The 25,170-nt window shown below is 55.0% G+C and carries 18 protein-coding genes and 1 other RNA gene; 7 read left to right on the forward strand and 12 right to left on the reverse strand.

Annotated elements, in window-relative coordinates:
• Positions 1–182: 182 nt before the first annotated feature.
• The 10 genes from PHT20_RS05455 to gloB all read right to left on the reverse strand — a co-directional run bounded on the left by PHT20_RS05455 (position 183) and on the right by gloB (position 15,253).
• On the reverse strand, positions 183–809 hold the full coding sequence (locus PHT20_RS05455) for a hypothetical protein (RefSeq protein WP_300084524.1): 627 nt from the start codon (positions 807–809) through the stop codon (positions 183–185).
• Positions 810–812: 3 nt separating this feature from the next.
• Entirely contained in the window at positions 813–2,099 is a 1,287-nt protein-coding gene (locus PHT20_RS05460; protein WP_301019753.1) for an ATP-binding protein, read from the reverse strand.
• Between the two features lie 169 nt (positions 2,100–2,268).
• A complete protein-coding gene (locus tag PHT20_RS05465) occupies positions 2,269–3,222 on the reverse strand; it encodes a Bro-N domain-containing protein (protein WP_301019754.1) in 954 nt (317 codons plus the stop codon).
• 99 nt (positions 3,223–3,321) lie between these two features.
• Positions 3,322–4,980 (reverse strand): hypothetical protein, encoded by a 1,659-nt coding sequence (locus tag PHT20_RS05470; protein ID WP_301019755.1) that lies wholly within the window; start codon positions 4,978–4,980, stop codon positions 3,322–3,324.
• A complete protein-coding gene (locus PHT20_RS05475) occupies positions 4,977–8,837 on the reverse strand; it encodes an Eco57I restriction-modification methylase domain-containing protein (RefSeq protein WP_301019756.1) in 3,861 nt (1,286 codons plus the stop codon). The genes PHT20_RS05470 and PHT20_RS05475 overlap by 4 nt, the downstream gene beginning before the upstream one ends.
• A gap of 2 nt (positions 8,838–8,839) precedes the next feature.
• Positions 8,840–9,235 (reverse strand): type II toxin-antitoxin system VapC family toxin, encoded by a 396-nt coding sequence (locus PHT20_RS05480; protein ID WP_301019757.1) that lies wholly within the window; start codon positions 9,233–9,235, stop codon positions 8,840–8,842.
• An 8-nt stretch (positions 9,236–9,243) separates the two neighbouring features.
• Positions 9,244–9,498, reverse strand: coding sequence for a hypothetical protein (locus tag PHT20_RS05485; protein WP_301019758.1), 255 nt, complete (start codon positions 9,496–9,498; stop codon positions 9,244–9,246).
• Positions 9,499–9,533: 35 nt separating this feature from the next.
• Entirely contained in the window at positions 9,534–12,881 is a 3,348-nt protein-coding gene (locus PHT20_RS05490; protein WP_301019759.1) for a helicase-related protein, read from the reverse strand.
• Between the two features lie 93 nt (positions 12,882–12,974).
• On the reverse strand, positions 12,975–14,489 hold the full coding sequence (locus PHT20_RS05495; RefSeq protein WP_301019760.1) for a transglycosylase SLT domain-containing protein: 1,515 nt from the start codon (positions 14,487–14,489) through the stop codon (positions 12,975–12,977).
• Positions 14,486–15,253 (reverse strand): hydroxyacylglutathione hydrolase, encoded by a 768-nt coding sequence (gene gloB / locus PHT20_RS05500; protein ID WP_301019761.1) that lies wholly within the window; start codon positions 15,251–15,253, stop codon positions 14,486–14,488. The genes PHT20_RS05495 and gloB overlap by 4 nt, the downstream gene beginning before the upstream one ends.
• On the opposite strand from gloB, the gene PHT20_RS05505 reads away from it, so the two are divergent.
• The 7 genes from PHT20_RS05505 (at position 15,252) to PHT20_RS05535 (ending at position 24,389) form a co-directional block, all read left to right on the forward strand.
• Positions 15,252–16,016, forward strand: coding sequence for a methyltransferase domain-containing protein (locus tag PHT20_RS05505; RefSeq protein ID WP_301019762.1), 765 nt, complete (start codon positions 15,252–15,254; stop codon positions 16,014–16,016). The genes gloB and PHT20_RS05505 overlap by 2 nt on opposite strands.
• A gap of 30 nt (positions 16,017–16,046) precedes the next feature.
• Positions 16,047–16,496: a ribonuclease HI gene (gene rnhA, locus PHT20_RS05510; RefSeq protein WP_300084536.1), complete on the forward strand. Its 450-nt coding sequence runs from the start codon at positions 16,047–16,049 to the stop codon at positions 16,494–16,496.
• Between the two features lie 32 nt (positions 16,497–16,528).
• Complete coding sequence (locus PHT20_RS05515) at positions 16,529–17,776, forward strand: efflux RND transporter periplasmic adaptor subunit (protein WP_301019763.1); 1,248 nt, start codon at positions 16,529–16,531, stop codon at positions 17,774–17,776.
• Between the two features lie 21 nt (positions 17,777–17,797).
• Positions 17,798–20,857 carry an efflux RND transporter permease subunit gene (locus tag PHT20_RS05520; RefSeq protein WP_301019764.1) on the forward strand — a complete coding sequence of 1,020 codons (3,060 nt, stop codon included), beginning with the start codon at positions 17,798–17,800 and terminating at the stop codon, positions 20,855–20,857.
• 168 nt (positions 20,858–21,025) lie between these two features.
• Positions 21,026–21,658: a DUF6806 family protein gene (locus PHT20_RS05525; RefSeq protein WP_300086989.1), complete on the forward strand. Its 633-nt coding sequence runs from the start codon at positions 21,026–21,028 to the stop codon at positions 21,656–21,658.
• Between the two features lie 106 nt (positions 21,659–21,764).
• Entirely contained in the window at positions 21,765–23,006 is a 1,242-nt protein-coding gene (locus PHT20_RS05530; RefSeq protein WP_301019765.1) for an HD-GYP domain-containing protein, read from the forward strand.
• 87 nt (positions 23,007–23,093) lie between these two features.
• The gene (locus PHT20_RS05535) at positions 23,094–24,389 is read left to right on the forward strand and encodes an acetyl-CoA hydrolase/transferase C-terminal domain-containing protein (RefSeq protein WP_301019766.1); all 1,296 of its coding nucleotides are present in this window, start codon (positions 23,094–23,096) and stop codon (positions 24,387–24,389) included.
• A gap of 77 nt (positions 24,390–24,466) precedes the next feature.
• Here PHT20_RS05535 and ffs read toward each other — a convergent pair.
• Positions 24,467–24,563, reverse strand: an RNA gene (gene ffs / locus PHT20_RS05540) — signal recognition particle sRNA small type.
• A gap of 115 nt (positions 24,564–24,678) precedes the next feature.
• A complete protein-coding gene (gene gcvH, locus PHT20_RS05545) occupies positions 24,679–25,044 on the reverse strand; it encodes a glycine cleavage system protein GcvH (protein ID WP_301019767.1) in 366 nt (121 codons plus the stop codon).
• Positions 25,045–25,170: the final 126 nt, after the last annotated feature.

Raw genomic sequence — 25,170 nt, forward strand, 5'->3', positions numbered from 1 at the left:
CACATGGATGTCTGCGAAATGCCGCGACAGTAAAACCTTGGAGGCGGATGTAGATGAAATACTTGACAACTTCGGCTCAAAATATAAATTCGCGTTTTAACGTATCTAACTTATGCTTAATGGCTTATTCTATAAGCGCTAGAGGGGTATTTTTCTAACAAAGAATGGCATTTCACCAGATGCTAAAACCATTGAATCAAGGTATTTTTTAACTTCACAAAGGCAGCATCTGTGCAGGTTTTTGTTGTCACTTTCATTGCAATATTTTTATACAGTGCAGATGAACGTGGGATTCTATTTTTCTTCAAAACATACTCAACAGCTTCTTTGGGCTGATTTGGTTTTGATTGTTCACTCAACCAAAATTTATGCGTTACAAGTTCGGCTTTCAGTATTTCATAAGAATCCATTGAACCTAATTCTTTGCACACATTGATATTATTTTGCCAAATCCAGTTCTCCAATTCCGGGTCAATCACAATGACACAATGGTTATCATCATTCCAACCCGCGTTACGGCAATGGTTTTCAACCTGATTATTTATTTTTATTGCACCTGGTGAACCATTCCAAGCGGCATCCAATATAACAATCACTCGTCGATGTGTTTTGCAATAAGGCTTTAGCAATTCATTGGCCATGGTGTAGATGCCAGGATCATTTTTACCATGCGCCACTCGCAAATCATGTTTTTGTTCAAAGTTGAAATGATTGCAACCCAGTTTCAAATGAAAACTATCGGTTGATAGAAAACCGACAACCATTGCCTCGATATTTTTATCCGCAACCAGAAATAAGCAGTCTCTCATTTTTTACCCCAAAATTCCGGCTGCAAACAAATCACCCAAATTCAACGCTGATTTCCAGTCCCTCAGCTGCGGATGTTCATTTCCTCGCACAATATCTATGGCACCATCATCGTTCTTGCCAAAACACATGATTTGATTGGATTCGAGCTGACTCAATACGATGGGGGAATGTGTGGCACAAAGTATCTGGGAATCATAAACCGAGCTCAAAGACTGCATGACTGTTTCCATGGCTTTGGGGTGAATGCCATTTTCTGGTTCTTCAATCAGCATCAAGGCTGGCGGTTTGGGTGCGTAGGCAAGCAGGGTCAAAGCCAATAGCCGTAAAGTGCCATCTGATAATACCCATGACGGGGCACGCAAACCACTGCTGTAATGCAGTTCAATATACATTGAACGGTTTTCTGGTTTTTCAACAGTAGTCACATCGACTAAATCGGTTAATGAAGTGGCAATATGCTCAACCCAGCGCCGCTTTAATTCAGGTGTGCTTTCAAGTGCGTGTACCACCCACGGTAAATTTGAACCATCAGCCAAAAAATCAATGGGTGAGCCCGCAGGGGAGGGTAGTCGCATTTTCTCGGCATTCAGTGACAAACGATGAATACCTTCAAGCAATATCCGTTTGACCCATGTGGAGGCCGGAAAACGTTCCTCGTCTTCTGGCAGATTTGATAATGCACTTTTGCTCGGGCCAAGTCTGAAAGTATTGTTCCAATCAGTGGTTTCTGATCTGAAATAATCATTACTGGCTTCTGCCTTGCCTACGACCTTACTGACCACCTTGCGCCATTTTTTATTATTATTTCTGAGGGTAATAATTTGCCCGGGCTCCTGCATTGAATCGGGGAATACCAATCGTAATTGTGGGTCTTGGGGTTTCCCGTCTCCAGCTTCTGTATCTTTGCAAAGCCACAGGGTCTCGTGTGCAAAACCCAGCCGGTCTTTGGCTTCAAGTGCCAATTCGTAGCGGGCAAAGTGGTACCTGTCATCAAGCTTGCGCACAATCGCATCAGGCAATTTCAGGGTAACGGCAATTTCAATATCGCCGCCTTGGCGCATCCAGGTCAGATCCAGTGCATCTGGCGCGCGCGGCGCAATACTCATGCGTGTATTGCCGTAAACAGCCGCATCCAGGCCACTGGTCAACACATCACGCACCATCAGCAAAGCATCAAACAGTGTGCTTTTACCGCTGGCGTTCGGCCCGACCATGACCAGAAAGGGGTCAAGAACGACGGACACGTAGCGCAAGGCGCGCAGGCCTTTGACTTCAATTTTGTGAATCATGGATTAACTTTCTTTACCGCATGGGAAATTGTAGACATGCGATACGGACGATTGCGGTTAAATAAGGTATTCATCACTATGTATTAAATAGCTGCTAACACTTGTTATTAAAGGGCTAGAGGCTTATTTGGCTTATAAATAATGGCCACATGGCGATCAGGCAGCGACTTCAATCAGGCGCACTGCAGGCGGTGTTTGCAGGCAGTTTTGCCCGCGTTGGGCGCTTGGGTTTGGCGTTCTGCACTGGCGATGTTGATTGTGGTTCGCCAAGCAAATCCGGTGTGGCTGGCGTAGCCAGGTAGTTGGATTTGCTCACTACGCTCTTGCCCGTTTTGGCTTCTAGCGCTTTGCGGGCATTGCCGGCAATCTTTCCGCCCTGTTTGGCTGATGTGCGGTTGTCAGCAAAGCCCTGGGCATCGGCACGCCGGGCAATCTCGGTGGTGCTGGCTTCGCCCAGCATGGTGAAGATCAGCTCCAGGTCGGTCATGTGGTCGCGCAGGTTGTTGCCAGTTTTGACCTGATCAAGACTTTTGAGCTGGCTATGCTCGCTGGGTGTTACGCCAAAGGTGGCCTTGGCTATTTCGGCGGTCAAGATGGAATACTCTTTGCCCTCAGCCACGCCGCGCGCTTTCCATTCATCGGTCAACTCACCACGCACGCTGATGGAGCGCAGCCGCTTTTCAATCCACGCTGGCGGGTAGCCCTTGGCCTGGTACAGCTCGCGGGCACGGGCGCTGGCAAGTTCGGGGTTTTCGATTTCTTTGACCCGCTCGTAGCCCACCTGGGCCAGCCAGCGTTTGAACGGCTCGGCTTTGGGGGATGGGATGGATTGGATGATGCGGAACAGGCCTTCGGTGTTGGCGCAGTTCACCCGCTGCGCACCGCCCGCCGTTTCGACCCGAAGGGGGGTGGCAATTTGCCCCCACCCTTTGGCCAGCTCTGGGTCACGACGGCGCAAGTCCTTGACATAGCCGTCTGGTTGAACCGAGTCGGTGAGCACCCCCACCACATCAACGATGGCAAACCACCATTCTTCGTTATGCCAGGTGCGCCGGATGGTGGTTTCCTGAAATACGGCGATGTGGTTGGCGGGCTCGGTGGCCGTTTTGGCTTTCTTGTTCATGATGCTCCCTATTCAATTACTATGCAATCGATAGCTGTTTACGCCTATTCCACTTGGGCTAAAGGCTTATTTAGTATGAAATATTTTCCCTCGACGGCGCTACGCAAGACATTTCTCCAGCTTCTTGACGAGCTCAAGCGCCCGGCGAACTTCCTCTTTGTAGAGCGGCACTTCTCCGCCATGGGAGCCCGGATTGAGGACGCGCTCAGTCGTCGCGAGCACGTCGTCAATCACTTCGGCGTTTTCAATCATCACCCAATGTTCACTGGTGACCAGCGTACGCAACTGCTTTCGCAATCGGCTGAGAGCGGTAAGTTCATCTGGGGTGATTGCAGGTATGGCCGAAAGGTCGACATCCGAAGCTGGGACAAGGTACTGCCGATGCTTTTCCGGCACGCCCTTCAACACTTTCTCGTAGAGCTTTGTAGGAAGCTTCTCCAACAGCTTGTTTCGTGCCCAACGCAACTGTTCGGTCAAAGTCAAAAAATCCTTGGTGGGTACAACTGTGAGCTCACGAAAACGTCGGGCAGTATCTTCGGCTGCCTTTCGGATGCAATTGGCCGCTTCGTCCAGACTCTCGCCGTGCAGATATTCTTCTGCTTTTTGAAGTTGGCTTTTGTCCACTTGCAACCGGATTTCTGTATCGGCGCTTCCAACGAAGCGCTGAAATGACCACTCGGTGTGTCGGCCACCAATGCGTCGCCTGAACTCATTAAAGAACCCCAGGTCGTGCGTCAGGATGATTTTCTGGTGCTCGGCAAACGTTTCGCTCAAGATGATGTTCACCACCTTCATGCGATTGTTCATGTCCAGGCTGATCAATAAATCATCCAGCACCAGCAGCTTCAGGGGCGAGTCATGCAGGTGAGCCAGCGTTGCGCCAAAGCGCACAGACAGAGCCAATTGGGTCAGCTTGGCCTCATTCAAGAATGATTGAGGTTTAGGGATGCGATCGTTGTTGAGTTTGACTTCAAAGCCAATGCGTGGCATGGCAATACGGTGTTCATGGCGGTCATAGCTGCATGCGGAAGATACGCTAACAGCTAACTCGACTTGGGTGCCCGGATCGGAAAAGTGCTCACCGTAAAACTGTTGCGCCTCGGTCGTTATTTTTGCAAGAACCTCTTTCAGCGCCTGATTGAACCGGGCAATGTCAGCTTCATAGCGCTCATAGCGCGCCTTGCGATACCAGGTTGCTTCTCCGCTGGCCTTCGACTGGATAAATGGATCAGCGGTCTTCAGTTTGTGCCAGAGGGTGGCAATGTTCTTGGTGGACGTGCCCTGCGCAAACGGCAAAATTTCCTGCTCAAACACCGGCCAGAGATCAATGGCCTGCGAGTTGCGAAACTGGTAGAAGCTGGACAACACCCGGTAGGTAATGAAGTCACTGGCCAGACTGGCTTTCAGTACATCGGGGTTCGCCTTAGTGTCATGCTGCTCGTTTGACAGCGAGTACACGCTGGCCGTCGTGTGGCTGTCGTCTTTGATCGACACGACCACGGCTGCGGTTGCGCGCTCCGCCGGTGTGGCGTGGACGTTCAGCAGGCTTTGCGGCCCGGAATCATCAAAATACTTAGCAACGTTGGGCGTGTCTTTGGCGGCACTTTGCAGAAACGTGTACAGCGTCCAGTACAGCGAAGACTTGCCTGCCCCATTGCCACCATAGGCCAGCAAGTGGCGACCATCCAGCTTGAAATCGAGGTGTTTGAACGCCTTGAAGGCGCGAACCTCAATGCGTTCAACGCGCTGCGTACTCATACCGCGCCTTCACGCTGAATCACCGCCAGCAAATCCGGGCTGTCCACGGGGATGCGGATGAGGATGTTGCGAATGGGGTGCTTGCTGTCGTTGGCCTGGGCGTAGAACTGCTGGGCTGCCGCCACCTGTTTTGCCGGCGGCGCAGCAGCATCGACGTCTTGCAGCAGTGGCGTGACGTGCGCCATGATGCCAAGGTGGTGCTCGGCCATGTGGTCTGCGAAATAGACCTCCATCACGCAGGCATCAATCACCTCCTCCAGAAACACCGCGACGCTTTTCAGGTCGGATCCATCGGATTTTTGTGATTCAAGCTTGGAGGCTTGCACCATGGGGATCAAGGCCTCGAACAAGGAGGCTTGCTGCGCGGATGGCTTCTTGATGGGGATTTTGTCCATGAAGATTTTGCGCAATTCCCGGCGGTCCTCGCCGAGATTGGGGAAGTTGTCCATGAAGCAGCAGCGGAACACTGTTGAGTTCAATGCCGCTGTCAAATAGGTCAACGATTCGGCTTCGCTCGTCAGGATGAATGCCTTGTCGTTGATGAAAAAATGCTCTGTCGTATCAAGGTAGAACGGCAGATACTTCGTCATGTTCGGATAAACAATCTTCGGCTTTTGAAAGTCATGGATATATGCGCAATTGCGTAGATTCGACCAGTGATCACCCTTGTCAAGCCTGACCGCTAGCTTCTCTTCATGCGCAACCAGGTGATTCCACAGCACAGGGTATTCAGCCTCCAATTTCACTGGCGGAATTCCCAATTCCTTGACACCGTTGTGCGAGTTGATCATCCATTGCTCATCTTCTGCCATTGCCCACTGCGTCGCGTACCGTTCCACGTACCGCCCACGCAGCAAGGGCACAATCAAATCAGCGCAACGCGGGTCTTCAGCAATGAATGCATCCCGCTGCGCCGTACTGATGTAAAACGCCTCGTTGTAGCCGGTCTTGATACCGTAGTTAATTTGAATCTGCCACTTCTCAAGCGGTACGCCTTGCGCCTCCACCGCGCACTTAATGCGGAAGCGCTCAGGCGACATGATGACCCAGGACGCTGCACCGTCGGCCGGGCATACAAACGGTACTGCGTTGTCTTGCACGTAGTCAGGTAGTGAATCCTGAATCGAAAAATTTCGCGTCAGCACGCTGGACGGAAAGCTCTTTTTGGGCGCGGATTTGGCCAATCGGACGATGGCCGTATCTACCATGGCTGCGTTGAAGACGGGTACGCCACCAAAATCTATGACTTCTTCCACTGCCACGTCTTTGCAGAAAAAGCCGCGCAACTTCTCCCCATAACCAGCGCGCATCCATTTGTTGGACGTGATGTAGCTCAATTGGCCGCCATCTTTCAAGAGTCGGACGCCGCGCTCATAGAACAGGCAATAGATGTCAGCCGTGGCCGCATAGGTTTTGAACTTTTGTTCTACCCAGGCAGCCTTGTGTGCCGCGCTGAACTTTTGAATCTGCACATAAGGCGGGTTGCCAATGACGACATCAAAACCATCGTCCAATGCGGGGCCAAACATCTTGCCGGGATCAAAGAAGTCGGCCACGCTGTGGTGGTCGTAGGGGTTCCAGGCAATGCGGCGGTACACGTCTTCGTTGCCAAAAGAGTCATGTTTCAGTTCGTCAATGATCTTCTTGGTGAGGTCACGATCTTTCTTTTGCAGTGCTAGCTTGGCTTTGCGCGTTTGGGCTGAAAAGTAACTGTGGCGGACTTTCTCAAGCTCTTTTTCTAGCCGGATGGCGGTTTCGTTTTCAAACAGACTGCGGTTTTTGGGCAGGTTCAGACCCAGCAGCGTGTTGGCAGCGACAAACTTGGTTTCAAGATTGGGAAGAGGACGCACGCCCAGATTGCGCGCCTTGTCGTTGTGGGTGCGCTGGTCACAGATCAGCGAGATAAAAAAACGCAGCTTTGAAATCTGAATGGCAATGGGCTGGATGTCTGCACCGTAAATGCAGTTTTCTATCAGGTAAAGCTTGCGGCCATAGTCCAGCGCGTTGTTGGCAAAGTCATTGTTGATGGCTTGTACCGAAGTCTCGCGTGCTTGCACGTCTTCAATTTCTTCAGCCTTGGCCACCTGGCGCTGGTGCCACTTTTCATTGTGCGGGTCCAGCTTGCCCAAGATGAACACCAGTTTGTGCAAGATACCCATGGGGTAGGCACCAGACCCACAGGCGGGGTCGAGGATGTTGCAGGCGTTGATGGCAGTGATGAGTGCGTCAATCTCGGCCTCTGAAAAAGCGTGCTCTTTCTCGGTGTAGGCAAACAAAATATCTAACCCAGCTTTGGCATCCGCCCTGGTGGTGGCGGGCAAGGCTTTGACCAGGGCATCTGTAAGGTAGGCTTTGAGGGACTCGTCGACCATGTAATCCACAATGGGGCGCGGGGTGTAAAACGAGCCGGTCTGGCGGCGTGCGTTGGTGCCGGTTTCAGGGTTGTAGCTGGCCAGCAGGTTTTCAAACACATTGCCCAGCAGTTCGGGGTCAAGGGCGATTTCTTGCTCTACTGGTGTGCTCTCGGCAATGGTGAACTTGTAGCCGTGCAGGATGTGCAGCAAGCCGCGCACGCTGGCCTTTTTCTTTTTGGCATCGCCAAAGTCATCGCTCAGGTCAACGACGTGGGGCGCAGAAAAAAACAGGCGGTTGGGGACGATAGGCTGCTTTTTGGGGTTGCGTGAGAAGCCGTCGGCATATTGCACCTTGCCGGTGTCATCCTCCGTGTCAAGGCAGGCGAACAAGCCGCCGTTCAGGAAAGGAATGTCCTCGAACAAGCTAAGCGCGTTATCTGGCACACGGAAAGACTTCTTGTACCTGTACAGCGTTTTCACACCATGCTGGTTGCGATTTTCCTGAAAATCGCCATCCGCTGCAAACTGCCTAATGGGCTCACCATCGGCATTCATAGGCTGGTTGAGCGTGGCAAAAAACAGGTTTTGCAAAATGGCGTGGTAGTAGGTGCTTTCATCATCTCCGACAGAAATCAATGCCTCGCTGATAGCATCTGGCTCAAACAAATGGTTGGGAATGAGGTCTTTTTCTTTCAGGAACCAGCAAAAGATCAACCGCGTGAGCAACCGAATAACGCTGGTGGCGTTGCGGGTGTCTTCGTCGGGCTCCAGATCGGACGGAAAGCTGACTTGCTTTCGTGCCCAGAAATACCAATTGGACAGTTCTTCGTAAAAACGCTTGTTGAGCAGTTCAACGTTGAATACGTCTTCCCACGCGGCGTGAAGTTGGTCGAAGTTGCCGATGGGCTTTTTGCGGGCAAGCAGTTCCGTGGTCGAGAACGAAGCCAGAATGTCCAGGTGGCCCGGATGCGGCTTGACCGTTGAGATGTTTTGGATCAGCGTGACCTTGCCCAAAACGTCTTTGCTTTCATCCCGCTTGTTTTGCCTGCGATTGATGACTGCAATGGACAAATTACCCGCCACCTTGAACAGCACCATGACCGGCATGGGAAAGATACGGTTGATCTGGCGGGTGATGGCGGCCAGTTTGCCCCGTGCGTAATCACCCGGCTGGAGCTCCACTGCGAAGAACACATAGGACTGGAGCAGGGATGCCCTAATGGTGGTGTCTTTGAACAGGGTGGCGTTGTGCGACAGTTCTTCGTCGGTGAGCTGGAACAGCAGGTGGATGGATTTCCAATTTGATTTTTGCGCGCGGGGATGCGCAAGCACGCCGCTGGGATCAAACTGCTGGCAAAAAACTTCTACTGAATCAAGGGCAATGGTGCGGTCTGACTTGTAGCCAAGGCAGGCAAAAAACGCTGTAGCGGCATCTTGCAGGGGGCTGAATGAAAAGGATTGAATGGCGTTTTGAATCGCTATTTTTTGATAGATGTCAGCCATCTTCAAACCATCCAGTCTTCAAGTTTCAAGTGCGGCACATTTTCAAAATGGCGGGTGTTGTGGGTGACCAGAATCAGCTTTTCGGCCAGGGCGTGGGCGGCGATCAGCGTGTCCATGTCGCCGATGGGTTTGCCCTGGGTCTTGAGAGCGTGTTTGAGCACACCATATTGGTCTGCCGCTTCATTACTCCAGTCCACGCTCGGCAGTCGCAAGAAAAATCCATCAATCAGAGGGCGGCGGCGGTCTTCAGGTGTCATACCCATTTGCCCGTAGCGCAGTTCAGCGCGGGTGATGACCGAAATAACAATGGTGCGATGTTTGAGTGCGTCGTTAACGCGTTCTTCCAACGCAGGCAACGATCGTCGCAAGTAATAGCTGACGATATTGGTATCGAGCATGTAGCGCATCACGCATCCCACCCTTCAAAAGGACTGGGTCGGGGTGCATCATCACGGGGTTGTAAAAACTCTTCCGAGGGTGGCAGTGCCCGCAATTCAGCCAAAAAAGCTTCCAATTCGTCTTTTTGGGGCTTAGGCTGAATGGTGATGATGCCGTCTCTAGATTTGCTGATCCAGACTTCTTCGCTGTTCAGCCGAAACGCCTTGGGCAAGCGAATGGCTTGGCTATTGCCTGTGGTAAAAACTTTGGCGGTGGCAATCATGGTGTATATCCTTGAAAGTAGATATGAAAACGTATCTACTTTATCACCAACCAAGTGACCAGCTCAAAGTCTTGCTGCCCTTGCACCGCCTGCGCAGCATCCATCAATTTGCCGCCGCGCCCACTGAACAGGTTGGCAGCGTTTTTCTGGCCGAATTGCGCCACGATGGCTTTGACAGCTTTGTCCAGCAGGGCGGAATAGGCGTGCATGTCTTGGCCGTGTTGCGTCTCGGTGTCAAACAGTTGGCACAGTTCGGCATAGGGCGTGGTTTGGCCCTGGCACAGGGCGCGAAAGATGTCGAGCACTTGTTTGGGCGCGGTGAAGTTGTAGCGCAGCGTGCCGTCGGCCTGGATGTAGACCAGAAAGAAGGGGCTCAAGGGGTTGACGGTTTCAAGGGGTTTACCGGATTGTGGTTCACTGGCCACACGGGTTTGCCGCAGGCAGTAAATCACTCCTGATTGAATAGCTGCTTGCGCTTTATTTATAAGCTCTACAGCCGTTTTTGGCACAGGAACCACAGCATACAAGCCAAGTGGTGCGTCGTGCAGCAGGCGTTGGTTGGCGGTGATAAAGTTGCTCAGGTCTAGCCGAAAATCGTCCAGCGTGAATTGGTTCAAAGCCACGGATTCGTTAAAGTCTTCCAGGTCCAGCACTTCGTCACGCAGGCGCATGAGCTGGATGTCGCGGTATTTCAGGTCTTGGGTGATCAGGTCTTCAATCTCTGAGCTGGTCAGGATGTTGTCTTCGTTGGTGGCGGCAATGTCTACCAGCGCCATGCGGGCTTCAACCCGGTTTTTCAGGTTGATGTACTTGTTGAGGTCAGGTGTCGGCCAGAAGTTGATGAGCTGGATGCTGGCGTTGGGGCTGCCAATGCGGTCAATGCGGCCAAAGCGCTGGATGATGCGCACCGGGTTCCAGTGGATGTCGTAGTTGACCAGCAGGTCGCAGTCTTGCAGGTTTTGGCCTTCGCTGATGCAGTCAGTGGCAATCAGGATGTCAATTTCAGCGTTTTGTGCCAAGGCAGACATTTTGTGGCGCTGCTTGGCGCGTGGGGCAAAGTGGGTCAGGATGTGGTTGTACTCTGGCTTGCCAAAAGTGCAGCGGTTGGGGCGCGCACCGCCTGACACCAGACCGATATGAACTTTGAGGGTGTCAGTGGCCCAGCCCTCAAGCTGTTCATACAGGTAGGCGGCCGTGTCAGCAAAGGCGCAAAACACGATGACCTTGCGGTTGGGCTCACCGTGCGTGTTGGTGGTGGGCTGGGTGGTTTTGCTGTGAATGATTTTTTTCAGCTCGGCCAACTTGGCATCGCGCTCAGGGGTCACGCCTCCGGCGCTCTCGGCCAGCATGGCGAGCTGGCGCTTGTCGGCGGCCAGGTCGGCCAGCCAGCGGTCAATGTCCATGTGTTGCATGGCGTATTTCAGGCTACCCACTTCAAAGGCTTCACGCAGTTCGTCGTCTTCTTCGGCATCCAATATGAACAAATTGGCCTGTAAATTTTGTGGCTGGCTGTCACGCAGGTTTTTAAAGGCTTGCAGGCGCTCTTCAAGGGCTTCAATCTTGTCCACCGTGCGGTTCATTGTGATGGCAAACGATTTGACAGAGCTTTCCAGCCGCTTCAAAAAGTTCACCTTCATCATGCCAATCAAAAACTCTTCACGTTTTTGCTGGCTGAAGTTGCGCACATCGGCATCGCTTTTGTAGTGGTCTTTGAACTGGGGCAGCACGTAGATGGAGGGCTTGAAGAGTGAGAGCTGGTATTTTTCAATCTCATCGTTGAGCTTGTCGTAGGTGGGAAAGCGGTGTTTGCTGTCAATGTCTGCATACACTGACACCGGCTTGGCGCGTGTGGGGAACTGGCCAATGCGCGCCATGCTGGCTTTGTAATATTTTTGAATGTGGCGGCGCGAGCGGGCAATGGTCAGCTCGTCGAGCAGGGTGAAAAAGCCCGCAGGCAGCTTGTCCATCAGGTCTTTGGTGCTGCGCTCGCCGGTGACTGGGCGTTTAGCCCACTGTCCAAAGGTTTTTTGCGCGGCGTCAAGGGTTTGCTTGATGCTGGCAATGCCGGTGCTGGGCTGCAGTGCGTGGTCTTGCCCCTCAGATACCAAATAAAGCTGGTTGCGCAGGTCTTTCAGGTCGTTGTTGACCGGGGTGGCCGAGAGCAGCATCACCTTGGTTTTGACACCAGCTTGGATGATGTCTTGCATCAGCCGCTCATAGCGGCTGAGCCGCACTACGTTGCCATCAGCATCAGTTCGGCCTTTGACGTTGTTGCGAAAGTTGTGCGACTCGTCAATCACCACCAGGTCAAAGTGGCCCCAGTTCAGGGTGCTCAAGTTCACATCACCGGCTTGGCCACTGTCACGCGACAGGTCGGTGTGTGAGAGCACGGTGTAGGCAAATTTGTCGTTTACAAACGGGTTGAGCGCACTGGCGTTTTGCGCCAGATACACGGTCCAGTTGTCACGCAGTTTTTTGGGGCACAGCACCAATACGCGGCGGTCGCGCTGCTCAAAGTATTTGATGACCGCCAACGCGGTGTAGGTTTTGCCCAGGCCCACACTGTCGGCCAGGATACAGCCGTTGTGCCGGTTGATTTTTTGAATGGCGGCTTTGGCTCCGTCTTTTTGAAATTCAAACAGGGTTTGCCAGATGTCGGTGGCGGTGATGGCGGTGTTGTCAAAAAATTGGGCTTGCTCTTTTTGCCCGGCCAAATACGCCTCAAACACATGAAACAGAGTTTTGAAGTAAATGAACTCGGGTGAGTGGTCTACATAGAGCTGCGCCAGGTAGTCAAGCACCTGTGTTTTAACGTCTTGTACCAGTGTGGTGTCTTGCCAAAGTTCGTCAAACCAGGCTTTGAGATCGGTGCGGTCGCGGTCGCTGTCAATCACCATGTTGAGCTCAATGTTGGGCACATCAGACAGGCCCAACCCACGCTGGGTAAAGTTGGAACTGCCCATGAGGGCGTATTCACGGTGGCCATCAAAGATGTGGTACAGCTTGCCGTGCAGCAGGTTGGACTCGACCACAGAGCGAATCTCGACCTTGGTTTCAATCCACTGGGCGCAGCGCCGGGCAACGTTTTTTTGCTGCAGGCGGTTTGCAAGCGTCAGCCCTTCGTCTTCCATCTTGAACGCTTTTTTATCGGTTTTCTCGGGATCCAAGGATTGGATGAAGCGGGGTTCGCCAAAAAGAAATTGCAAAGAATCTATGCCGTCAAGCTGCTTGCTTAACGCTTCATAGGCGTAAATGGTGAAGTAGGCTGAGACGATGGACAGGGCGCTGCCCGAGCTGACCCTGGCGTTTAAAAAATCGACCACGCGGCCACGTTGGCGGTTGTCTTTGATGCCTTGTGGCAAGGTTTGGGATGCTGGTGTCATGTTTGCCTCTCTGTAAGGCACATGATAAAGCGCCAGTCGCTCAGCTATTTGGGTAGCATGGCGCTTGCCGGGCAGGTGCCGCTGCACCTTCGGCTAATTTTTGGCCAACCGGGTTGGCTTTTTGCCTTTTGCCAGCTGCTGGCGCGCTACAGGGTTGCGCCGGGCCTTGGCTTTTCTGACGGTGGCGCGAGCTGGCAAGTACAGCACCACGGCTTGACCTGTTTTGAACGATGCACTGGTGCTGACCTTGTTCCACTGGGCGACCGAGGCTGCACTCACCGCAAAGCGCTTGGCCAGGCTGGCCACGGTGTCTTTGCGTCCGGCTTTCACCGTGGTTCTACGCAGCACCACCTCAGGCGCCAGCGACAACTGGCCGTTGTCGGCAATGTGTTCTGCCACATCCACGTTCAACCCCGCCGCACGTCGCACCAATAGGGTAGAACCAGCTTTGATCAACATGCGCGGCGGGATGTTGTTGACGGCGCGCAATTCGGCTTCGGTCATGCCAACCCGCTTGGCTGCCGCTGCCAGGTTCAGGGTGGCGGGTGCGACCCAAGCCGTCCAGCTGGCCAGTTGGCCACCGGTATAAGCTTCCAAGTTAGCTTGATAGCGCTCAGCGTTGTCCCACGGCAGCAGCATCTGCGCTGTGCCCGAGGCCAGCAACACCGGCTTGTTGAATGACGGGTTGAGCGCTTTGAAATCTTCTAGCGGGACTTCGGCCAATTGGGCGGCCAAGGCCACATCAATGTCACGATCCACCTCAACGCTTTGAAAGTAGGGGTGGTTGTTGATGACGGGCAGCGTGACACGAAAAGCTTCGGGATTGGCCACCAAATTTTTCACCGCTTGCAGCTTGGGCACATACATGCGGGTTTCCATCGGCATGGGCAAGTCTGTGTAGGCGGTGCTTTGCCCGCTGCGGGCAGCTTTGTCCATGGCGCGTTTGACGCTGCCTTCGCCCCAGTTGTAAGCGGCCAGCGCCAAATGCCAGTCGCCAAACATGCCGTAGAGTTTTTGCATGTAGTCCAGCGCCGCCCGGGTGGACTCGATCACGTCGCGGCGGTCGTCTCGAAACAGGTTTTGCTTCAACTCAAATTGCCGCCCTGTGGCTGGCATGAATTGCCACATGCCGGCCGCCTTGGCAGTGGACACCGCTTGCGGGTTAAAGGCGCTTTCAATAAAAGGCAACAACGCCAACTCTGAGGGCATGCCGCGCCGCTCCAACTCTTCAACAATGTAAAACAGGTATTTGTTGCCACGCTCGGTCATGCGCGCCACGTAATCTGGGCGGCTGCTGTACCACAGCTCGCGCTCGCGCACCAAGTTGTTGTCCAAGTCAGGCATGGCAAAGCCGCGGCGAATGCGCTCCCACAAATCCACCGGGGGCTGCAGCGCTTGCACGTATTGAGAGCCCAGTTGGGTGTTGGCCAAGGGTTTCAAACCACCTGAGGGGTAAATCAAATCACCAGCTTGGACATTGGGCGTGGCATCTGCTTGGGCAGCAGGGTCTATCGCACCCTCAAGCGGCGATGGGGTCAAGCCAGGCGCAGCGCAGCCCACCAGCCAGACGCAGGCTGCCAGAGCGGCAGCACGAAAAAAGGTTTTCAAAATTGATCTTTCCAGGCACGCAAAGCCGCAAACACATCGACAGGGCTGTGTGCGTGGTTGTTGCGCTGTTGCACCGCATGCGCCACGGCGGGCAGATGGGTGCGTAAAAAAGGGTTCACCAGCCGCTCAAGCGCCAAGGTGGACGGCAAGGTGGGCTGGTGGGCTTGGCGCAGTGCCTGTGCGCGCTGTTGGTAGGCCGCGGTGTCGGCATTGTCAGGCTCCACTGCCAAAGCAAATTGCAAGCTGCCCAAGGTGTACTCATGGGCGCAGCACACTCGGGTGGCAGCGGGCAGGGCGGCCAGCCGCGTCAATGACTGAAGCATCTGCGCGGGCGTGCCTTCAAACAAGCGACCGCAGCCCGCGCTAAACAGCGTGTCGCCACAAAACAGCACCGGGCTCTGGTTGGGTACATGGGCAAAGTAAGCCACATGGCCAGCGGTGTGACCTGGCACATGCAGCACCTCAAACGTCAGCCCAAGCGCGCACAGGGTTTGCCCGTCGGCCATGCGTTGCAGCGGCTCGGGCATGCGCTCCATGCTAGGGCCAAACACCTGCGCACCAGTGGCCTGGCGCAACGCAGCCACGCCGCCAGTGTGATCTTGGTGATGGTGCGTGACTAGAATCGCCTCCAGCGTCAAGCCCAGTGACTGCAAAGCCTTGAAAACTGGCTGGGCATCACCCGGGTCGACCACCACCGCCCGCTGGTAGTGATGCAACATCCAGATGTAGTTGTCGTTGAAAGCAGGGATTGGAATTAACTTCATGGGCAATCAAATTATAGGTTTGCATGACTGGCTGGCGACCCCACCCGGGGCTTACCTGCTGGACTGGGAGCGCCGTCAAATGGCCGCTTCGGTGGCCGATGTGTTTGGTTTTCACGCCCTGCAACTGGGCTTGCCAGAGCTAGATGCGCTGGCCGCCAACCGCATGCCGCACCGCTGGCTGGCCACCGAAACTGCACATGACAATGCGGTGTTTCTGACCGAGTTTTCGGCACTGCCGTTCCCCGCCAACAGCCTGGATTTGGTGGTGCTGCCACACACCCTGGAGCTTACTGCCGACCCCCACGCCGCTTTGCGTGAGGTCTACCGGGTGCTGGTACCAGAAGGGCGGGTAGTCATCACCGGCTTTAACCCCATGAGCTTGTGGGGGTTTCGCCAGTACCGTGCCCACCTGTACAAACGGCTTGGTTGGCAGCATCTGTTTTTGCCCGACACGGGTGAATTTTTGGGCTATTTACGCATTCGCGACTGGTTGCGTTTGCTGGGTTTTGAACTTGATTCCGGGCATTTTGGTTGCTACCGGCCCGCACTGGCCAACCCCCAGTGGCTGGAGCGGTTTGCCTGGATGGACAGCTTTGGCGCGCGCTGGTGGCCGATACTCGGCGCGGTTTACGCTGTGGTGGCGGTCAAGCGGGTGCGCGGCATGACGCTGCTCAACCCCACTTGGAAGCCCGCTTTGCGGCTAGCAAATGCTCCTGTTTCAGTAGCTGGTCGCGCAGGTAAATCAAGCGCTACAGGCCAATAATGCATATCAACATTGATTTGAGGTGATTTTTTGAATCCGATTGACATTTACACCGATGGCGCCTGCAAGGGCAACCCCGGCCCAGGTGGCTGGGGCGCCTGGCTGAAGTCTGCAGACGCCCAAAAAGAACTTTTTGGTGGCGAGCTGGGCACCACCAACAACCGCATGGAAATGACGGCGGTGATTGAGGCGCTGGCGGCTTTGAAGCGCCCATGCAAGGTCACGCTGCATGTGGACAGCCAATACGTGCTCAAAGGCATGACCGAATGGTTGCCCGGCTGGAAAGCCCGGGGTTGGAAAACCGCCACCAAAGCCCCGGTGAAAAATGTCGACCTGTGGCAGCGGCTGGATGCGCTGGTCAATAGCGGCACACACCAGATTGAATGGCGCTGGGTGCGTGGCCACAACGGCAACCCAGGCAACGAACGTGCCGACCAGTTGGCCAACCAAGGCGTCGAGCTGGCTTTGGGTAAGCGCTGAGTGCAAAGTTAACCTCATCATCGAAAAATTTCATGGCAAGCAAATTCAAATTTTGGTCAGTGGCGGTGGTGGGCATGGGCTTGGCGACTGGCGGTGCCTGGTGGCTGCAAGCCCAGCCGATGACGGCCAAAGAAATCACATCAAAGGCTGGCAAGTCGGCCAAAACGGTGGCAGCACCCAGGGTCGCCGGGGTGGAGGTGACCCAGGTGGTGGCCATGCCATTGCGTGACGACGCGCAAGCCGTGGGCAGCTTGCGCGCACGGCAAAGCGTGATGTTGCGCCCGGAGCTGGTGGGGCGCATCACCGCGCTGCATTTCAAAGACGGTGGCACGGTGCGCAAAGGGCAAGTGCTGGTGCAGTTTGACGACTTGCTGCAACAAGCCGATGTGCAGCAAATGCAAGCCCAGCTGGCCATTGCGCAGGCCAATTACAACCGCACCCAAGAGCTGGTGGCCGCCAACTTTATGGCCAAACAAACCCTTGACACCAGTGCCGCCGCACTGCAAGTGGCGCAAGCCCAATTGGTCTTGGCGCAGGCGCGGCTGAGCCGCATGGCGGTGCGCTCACCATTGGATGGCACCGCCGGGATTCGGCTGGTGAATGTGGGCGACTATGTGAAAGATGGCACAGACTTGGTGGCGCTGGAAGACACCCGCCAGATGATGGTGGACTTTCGTCTGCCGGAGCGACTGGGCGGCAAACTGCGTACCGGTCAAACAGTCGAGGTGGTGCTGGATGCCGTGCCTGGGCGCACGTTCAGCGCGGTGGTGGAGGCCATCGACCCGCTGCTGGATGCCAACGGCCGCTCGATTGGGGTGCGCGCGGTGTTGCCCCAAGCCGCCCAAGCCAGTGACAAGCAGCCACTGCGTTCAGGCATGTTTGCCCGTGTGACCACGGTGTTTTCAGTCAATGACGCGGCGCTGGTGGTGCCTGAAGAAGCCATCGTGCCGCAAGGCAACCGCCAGCTGGTCTACAAGTTGGTCAAACCTGAGCCAGGGGCGCAACTGCCGCCCGACACGCTTTGGGTGTCGCAACGCCAAGAGGTCACGCTGGGGGTACGAAGCCAAGGCAAGGTCGAAATTGTGCAAGGCTTGCGCTTGGGTGACACGGTGGTGGTGGCGGGTCAGCAGCGCTTGCAAAAAGACGGCACACCGGTGAAAGTGGTGCAGCTGGGTAAGCCGTCAAGCCCCAAGAATGCCGCAAAAAAAGAAGCATCTGGTGCAGGTGCAGCAAGCCCTGCAAGCCCTTCAAGTTCTGAAATCAAAGCAAGCGCTCATTGAGCATTGGCCAGGGAAAATTTCATGCAGCTGGCTGAAACCTCTATCCGTCGCCCGGTCTTTGCCACCGTGCTGTCGTTGTTGATTGTGCTGATTGGCGCCGTCTCATTCAACCGCTTGTCGGTGCGCGAGTACCCCAAAATTGACGAGCCGGTGGTCTCGGTCACCACCACTTTTGCTGGCGCCTCAAGCGAGGTCATGGAAAGCCAGGTGAGCAAGGTGCTGGAAGACTCGCTCTCGGGCATAGAAGGGGTGGACGTGATCACCTCCACCAGCCGCCAGGAGCGCAGCCAGATCAGTGTGCGCTTTGTGCTCAGTCGCGACGCCGATGCCGCCGCTGCCGACGTGCGCGACAAGGTCACCCGGGTGCGCCAGCGCTTGCCACAAGGCATAGACGAGCCGGTGATTGCCAAGGTGGAGGCCGAGTCGTTCCCTGTGATTTTTTTGGCGCTCAGCTCTGACACACATACCGCGCTGCAACTCTCTGAAATTGCCAACACGCTGGTCAAGCCAGTGCTGCAAACCGCCCCAGGTGCGGCCGAGGTCAACATTTATGGCGAGCGCAAGTTTGCCATGCGCATCTCAGTTGACCCCGACAAACTGGCGGCTTACAAGCTCACCGTGCAAGACCTGGAAGACGCCTTGCGCCGTGCCAACCTGGAAGTGCCGGCGGGTCGCATTGAGAGCGCCCAGCGCGAATTCAACGTGACCACCGCCACCGACTTGCAAACTGCGCCGGAGTTTGCCCAGGTGGTGATTCGCAGTGTGGCGGGGCAGCCCATTCGAATTGCTGACGTGGCGCAGGTGCAGGAAGCGCCGGTGGATGAGCGCTCTTTTGTGCGCCTGAACGGGCGCGACTCGGTCGGTGTGGGGGTGGTCAAGCAGTCCACCGCCAACCCGCTGGAGCTATCCAAGGGTGTCACGGGATTGCTAGACAAGCTGCGCCGCGATTTGCCGCCGGGGGTGACGATTGCGGTGGCCAATGACAACTCGGTGTTCATTAATGAGTCGATCAAAGCGGTGTTCAAAACCATTGTGGAGGCCGCCGTGTTGGTGGCACTGGTGATTTTTGTGTTTTTGCGCACGCTGCGCGCCTCGTTGATTCCGCTAGTGACGATTCCGGTGGCGTTGATTGGCACGTTTGCCATGATGTCGCTGGCCGGTTTCAGCATCAACACCCTGACGCTGCTGGCGCTGGTGCTGGCCATTGGCCTGGTGGTGGACGATGCCATCGTGATGTTGGAGAACATTTACCGCCACATTGAAGAAGGTTTGCCGCCATTTCAGGCTGCCCTCAAAGGTGCGCGGGAGGTTGGCTTTGCCATTGTGGCCATGACCATGACACTGGTGGCGGTGTACGCGCCGCTGGCGTTTTCGCCCGGGCGCACTGGGCGGCTGTTCACCGAATTTGCCCTGGCGCTGGCCGGGGCGGTGGTGATCTCGGGGCTGGTGGCGCTGACGCTGTCGCCCATGATGAGTTCGCTGCTGCTGCGCCACAACCCGCATCCCACCTGGTTTGACGCGCACATGGAAAACCTGCTGACACGCGCGACCCGCACCTACAGCTTGGGACTGGGCTGGGTGTTGCGCAGGCGCGTTTTGGTGTTGCTGGTGATGCTGGCCAGCGGTGGGGTGACCTGGTGGACTTTGGGTGACTTGAAGCGCGAGCTCTCGCCGCTGGAAGACCGCGGTGTGGTGTTGGCGCGGGTCAATGCCCCAGACGGCGCCACCTTGGCTTACACCGACCGTTATGCCCGTGGCATTGAACGCATTGCCGAGGATTACCCTGAGTTTGACCGGATATTTGCCACGGTGGGCAACCCCACGGTGTCGCAGGGCAACATCTTTTTCAGAGCCAAACCGTGGCAAGAACGCCAGCGCAGCACGCTGGAGATGGCTCGCGCCATGACGCCGCGGTTTTCAGGGCTGGCGGGGGTGAGCGCCACGCCTATCACGCCGCCTTCGCTCGGGCAGGGCTTTCGCAGCCAGCCCATTGAGTTTGTCATCATCACCTCTGAGAGTTACCAGGAGCTGGCCAAAACGGTGCGGGCTTTTCAGGACGAAATGGCCAAGAACCCCGGCTTTGTGCAGGTCGATACCGACCTGCGTTTGAACAAGCCTGAGATCAAGCTAGAAGTTGACCGTGAACGCGCTGCAGACTTGGGGGTGAGCGTGGATCTGATTGCCCGTGCCATTGAATCCATGCTGGGCGGACGCAAGGTCACGAGGTACAAGCGCGGTGGCGAGCAATACGACGTGATTGTGCAAACCGCTCCCTCGGGGCGAGACACGCCTGACGACATTGAAAAAATCTTTGTCCGTGGCAAAGGGGTCGAGCTGATTCCGCTGTCCGCACTGGTCAAGATTCGCGAGGTGGTGGTGCCACGTGAGCTGATTCACTTTGGCCAGCGCCGCTCGGCCACCATCACTTCCAACCTGAGTGCCACTTATTCGGTGGGCGAGGCGCTCAATTTCATGGATGCCACGGCGCAAAAAGTGCTCAAACCCGGTTATGCCACTGACTTGAACGGCATCAGCCGCGAGTTCAAAAAATCGTCTGACGCTTTGACCTTGGTGTTTGCGTTGGCGCTGCTGTTCATCTTTTTGGTGCTGGCGGCGCAGTTTGAGAGTTTCATTGACCCGCTGGTCATCATGTTGAGCGTGCCTTTGTCGATGGCGGGTGCGCTGCTGGCGCTGAAATGGTCGGGCGGCACGTTCAATGTGTTCAGCCAAATTGGCTTGATCACGCTGGTCGGGCTGATCACCAAGCACGGCATTTTGATTGTGGAGTTTGCCAACCAGCTGCGCGAGCAGGGCATGGACATGATGTCGGCGGTGCAGCAGTCAGCCGCCCAGCGCCTGCGCCCGATCATGATGACCACCGGCGCCATGGTGCTGGGCGCGGTGCCGCTGGCGCTGGCCACCGGCGCAGGGGCTGAAAGTCGCCATCAAATTGGCTGGGTGATTGTGGGCGGCATGAGCTTGGGCACACTGCTGACGGTGTTTGTGGTGCCAACCATGTACACCTTGCTGGCACGCCAGCATGCGCCCGGCCCCCGCAAAGAGCAGGTTTCATTGGGGTAATATCAGATCAATTCAAACGGTGTCACAGTGTTGCATAAATGATACGAATTGAAAAATGATGGTGTCTTTGATGATTGTTGTTTTTTGAGAATATTTTTTTATTGAATTAAATCAAACACTTAGAGGCTAGATTCGGTTCTGGCCTCAGCACCAAAATCAACACACAACATGCCTCGATACAACGCTCCTTTAGAAATTCATGTGCACGGCCAAGTTGCCCTGCAGGAAAACGTCACTTTTCAGCAGCTACAAGACGTTTTAAAGCCCTTATGGAAATACGTGGGCGCTCGTTCACTCAACGATGCCAAGGGTAGTTTTTATGAAGATGAGCCAGGCATCAAATTTGATGCCCAAGAACACCTTCTGCAAATGTGCTGGACAGTGGAGGGCGATGATGACTTTCGTCAAACACTCGATGAAATGTGCATGAACCTCAACGATGTGGCTCAAACCGGCGCCGCCATTGAGGTCACTTTTTACGATGCTGAATTTGATGATGAAGACGAAGATGACAACCCAGACGCTGAATCGCGTGATGACTTTGTGATTCTTTTCGTTGGGCCTGATCCGGCGTCCATCATGCAGGTGCAGCGCGACCTTCTTGTACAAGACGTGGTGAGTCTGATGGAGCGGCATTTTGATGGCGCTGAACTCGGCGGTGTGGTTGCAGCTGTGGACAGCCTGTTTAGCCAGCGCTTTGATGACTTGGTGAATTCTTTGCAGTTGGGTAAACCGCCGCGCGGAACCGGGGGTGGCAGTCTTGGCCATGGGGGCGGGCGCAAACCACGCCATTTGCACTGACTGACTGTTGAAGTCTTGATTCATCAACTCGTCTGGGTTCATTTCAAGGTCAGCGGCTCTGTTTCAGACCTGAAGACGGTACAAATTTCAGACATCACCCACCTTTATGCTGAAAAAAATAACAGTTGAGCAGTTGCAACTGGGCATGCATCTGAAAGAGTTTTGCGGCTCTTGGATGGATCATCCCTTTTGGCGAACGGGGTTTGTGCTGAAAGAGGCCAACGATTTGGCTTTGATTTTGAACAGCCCGATCAAAGAAGTTTGGATTGATGTCAGTTTGGGCGCAGACGTGCCTTCCGGTGAAGCGGTTGAAAGCGTTGCTGAAATCATCGTTGCCCCGGTCGTGTCGCTCAACTTGCCCGTGACACCGCATTTGCTGCGAGACAAGACGCCGGTCAGTGCATCTCAAGAAATTGAACGCGCCGCACGCATTTGTCTGGAGTCGAAAGCGGCGGTGGTTTCCATGTTTGAAGAAGTGCGCATGGGCAACGCTGTGGACGTGGGGGGCGCGCGGCAATTGGTTGAAGACATTTCAGACTCTATCGCCCGCAACCCGGGTGCCATCATCAGCCTGGCACGCCTGAAAACCGCCGATGACTACACCTACATGCATTCTGTCGCGGTGTGCGCCATGATGGTGGCCTTGGCCAAACAGCTGGGTCTGGATGAAGCCATCACGCGTTCATGCGGCATGGCTGGGCTGTTGCATGACTTGGGCAAAGTGGCCATGCCCACAGAGGTGCTCAACAAGCCCGGTAAATTGACTGAAGCTGAATTCGCCATCATGCGGACACATCCTGAAGAGGGTTTTCGCATGCTCAAAGCCAGCCCCGATGTAGATCCGATTGCGCTGGATGTGGTCTTGCATCACCACGAAAAGACCGATGGCACCGGCTACCCAGAGCGTTTGAAAAGCGACCAAATCAGTCTGTATTCCAAAATGGGGGCGGTGTGCGATGTTTACGATGCCATCACCTCTAACCGCCCCTACAAGGCGGGCTGGGATCCAGCTGAATCTTTGCGTCAAATGGCCGACTGGGCCAAGGGGCATTTCGACCCCAAAGTGTTTCAGGCCTTTGTGAAAAGCATGGGTATCTACCCGGTGGGTTCATTGGTGCGGCTCAGTTCTGGCCGGATTGGGGTGGTCACAGAGCAGTCCACGGGCTCGCTCACCACGCCCATTGTGAAAGTGTTTTTTTCAGCCAAATCCAACTTGCGCATCTCGCCCTACGTGGTGGATTTGTCAGCCAAGGGATGCACCGAGAAAATTTTTCAACGTGAAGACCCTGACAAATGGCAGTTTCCAGACTTGAATGAAATGTGGTCTGGTCTGCCGCTGAAAACTTGATTCTGCCCCCTACGGCTGCACGCCTCAGTTGTCAGTTTTCTGCTGGTTTGGGCTTGTTAAATCGTTCCTTTTTAAGGGAAAACCCGCATGTCCGTTCAAGTTGAATATGCCCAAAAACTCAGATCCGCTGCCGATGCCATGGCACTGGTGCAAGATGGTGATTTGATCGTGGTGCCCACTGGGGTGGGCGAGCCGCCTGCGCTGCTGACTGCGTTGTCAGAGCAGCGCAGACGCTGGCACGATGTCAAAGTGGCGCAAATTCTGGCCATTCGCAAGTTTGGCTACATCGACCCTGAGACCGTGGCACATGTGCGCCATGTGGCTTTGTTTTATGGCGCGGCCACCCGTGCCGGTGGGCAAGCGGGCTGGATTGACTTCATTCCCAACTATTTTTCTGAAATCCCAAGTTTGATTAAGCGTGGCCAGATGGCGTCAGACGTGGTATTTAGCATGGCCTCGCCGATGGACGCCCACGGCTATTTTTCGCTCAGTCTGGGGGCGGACTACACCATGGCCGCTGTGGCCAAAGCGCGCTCGGTGGTGCTAGAGGTCAACCCCAACGTGCCGTTTGCTTATGGCAACTGTCATGTGCACATCTCTCAAGTGGCGGCCTTGGTGGAAAGCACTGAGCCGGTGCTGGAGGTGGGGCTGCCCAAAATTGGCCCAGTGCAAGAAGCCATAGGCAAATATGTGGCCGATTTGATTGACGACGGCTCAACGCTGCAAATTGGCTACGGCGGCATTCCAGACGCCGTGGTCATGCAACTCACCGGCAAGCACGACCTGGGCATCCATACCGAAATGATTGGCGACGGCATTTTGACCCTGTTGGAAGCGGGTGCCGTGACCAACCGCCGTAAAAACTACTTGCCGGGCAAGATGGTGGCCACTTTTGCCTTGGGCTCGGGTAAGTTGTACAAGTTCATGGACCGCAACCCGGCGCTTGAAATTCATCCCGTTGATTTCACCAACAGCCCGAGCCTGGCAGGCATGAACGACAAGCTGGTCGCCATCAATGCCACGTTGCAAATTGATCTGTTGGGGCAATGCGGTTCCGAGAGTTTGGCGCACTTGCCTTACTCTGGTACCGGTGGGCAAGCGGATTTTGTGCGTGCAGCCAATCAGTCCAATGGTGGCAAAGCGTTTATCGTGCTGCCATCCACGGCCAAAAACGACAGCATTTCGCGCATCGTGCCGGTGTTGTCTCCCGGCACCCACGTAAGCACCAGCAAGAACGACATCAATTACGTGGTCACTGAATTTGGTGTGGCGCAATTGCGTGGCAAGTCAGCCGGCCAGCGCGCCCATGAACTCATTGGCATTGCCCACCCGAATTTCCGCACCGAGCTGACCGAGCAAGCCAAGCGCATGGGAGTTATATGAGAAATAGGGCTCTAGCCCTTATAATATAAGCTTAATAAGCTATCAAATAAATAGCTTAAGCGGTAAAAGAGGGGGAGGGTGACGAGCCTTGACCCCGGCACTGGCTCCACAGTTAGGGCTGCTTGGTTCCCCACCTGACCCGGTTGGCCGCTTCACCATGCGGGAAGGCTCGTCGAGCGAGATTGTAATGGCTCAGCACAGCGCAACCCTCATCAGCGCTTGCTGCTTGCCTTGAAAAATACGGGGTGAATTGACTGCACCGCTGCAGTGGTGAAATTTGAGAATGTCTTCAGGCCACGAAACTGGCGTAGCTGGCTTCGTCCATCAGCGCATCGAGTTCAGCGGGGTTAACAAGTTTGATTTTAAAAAACCAGCCTGCACCTTGTGGGTCTGAGTTTGCCAACGAAGGGTCTGCGAGCAAGGCCTCGTTCACTTCAATCACTTCGCCATGGGCGGGCATGTACACATCGGCCGCAGCTTTGACTGACTCCACTACGGCGGCAGCGTCTTTGGCGGCATAGGTGTTGCCGACTTTGGGCAATTCCACAAACACCACATCGCCGAGCGCCTCTTGTGCGTGGTGGGTTATGCCTACCGTGCCAACCTGGCCGTTGAGTTCAATCCATTGGTGGTCTGGGCTGTATTTGATCGTCATGCAGGGGCTCCGAATAAAAAGTGAGGGGCGCAAAAAGTGCGTCAACCGTCAGATTTTCACTCATTGGCCACGCGCTGCAAACCGGTGGCGTTCCATCTTCAGCTGGCACAATCTCAGCTCTTCTAA

Source organism: Rhodoferax sp. (assembly GCF_028715765.1).
GTDB lineage: Bacteria > Pseudomonadota > Gammaproteobacteria > Burkholderiales > Burkholderiaceae_C > Rhodoferax.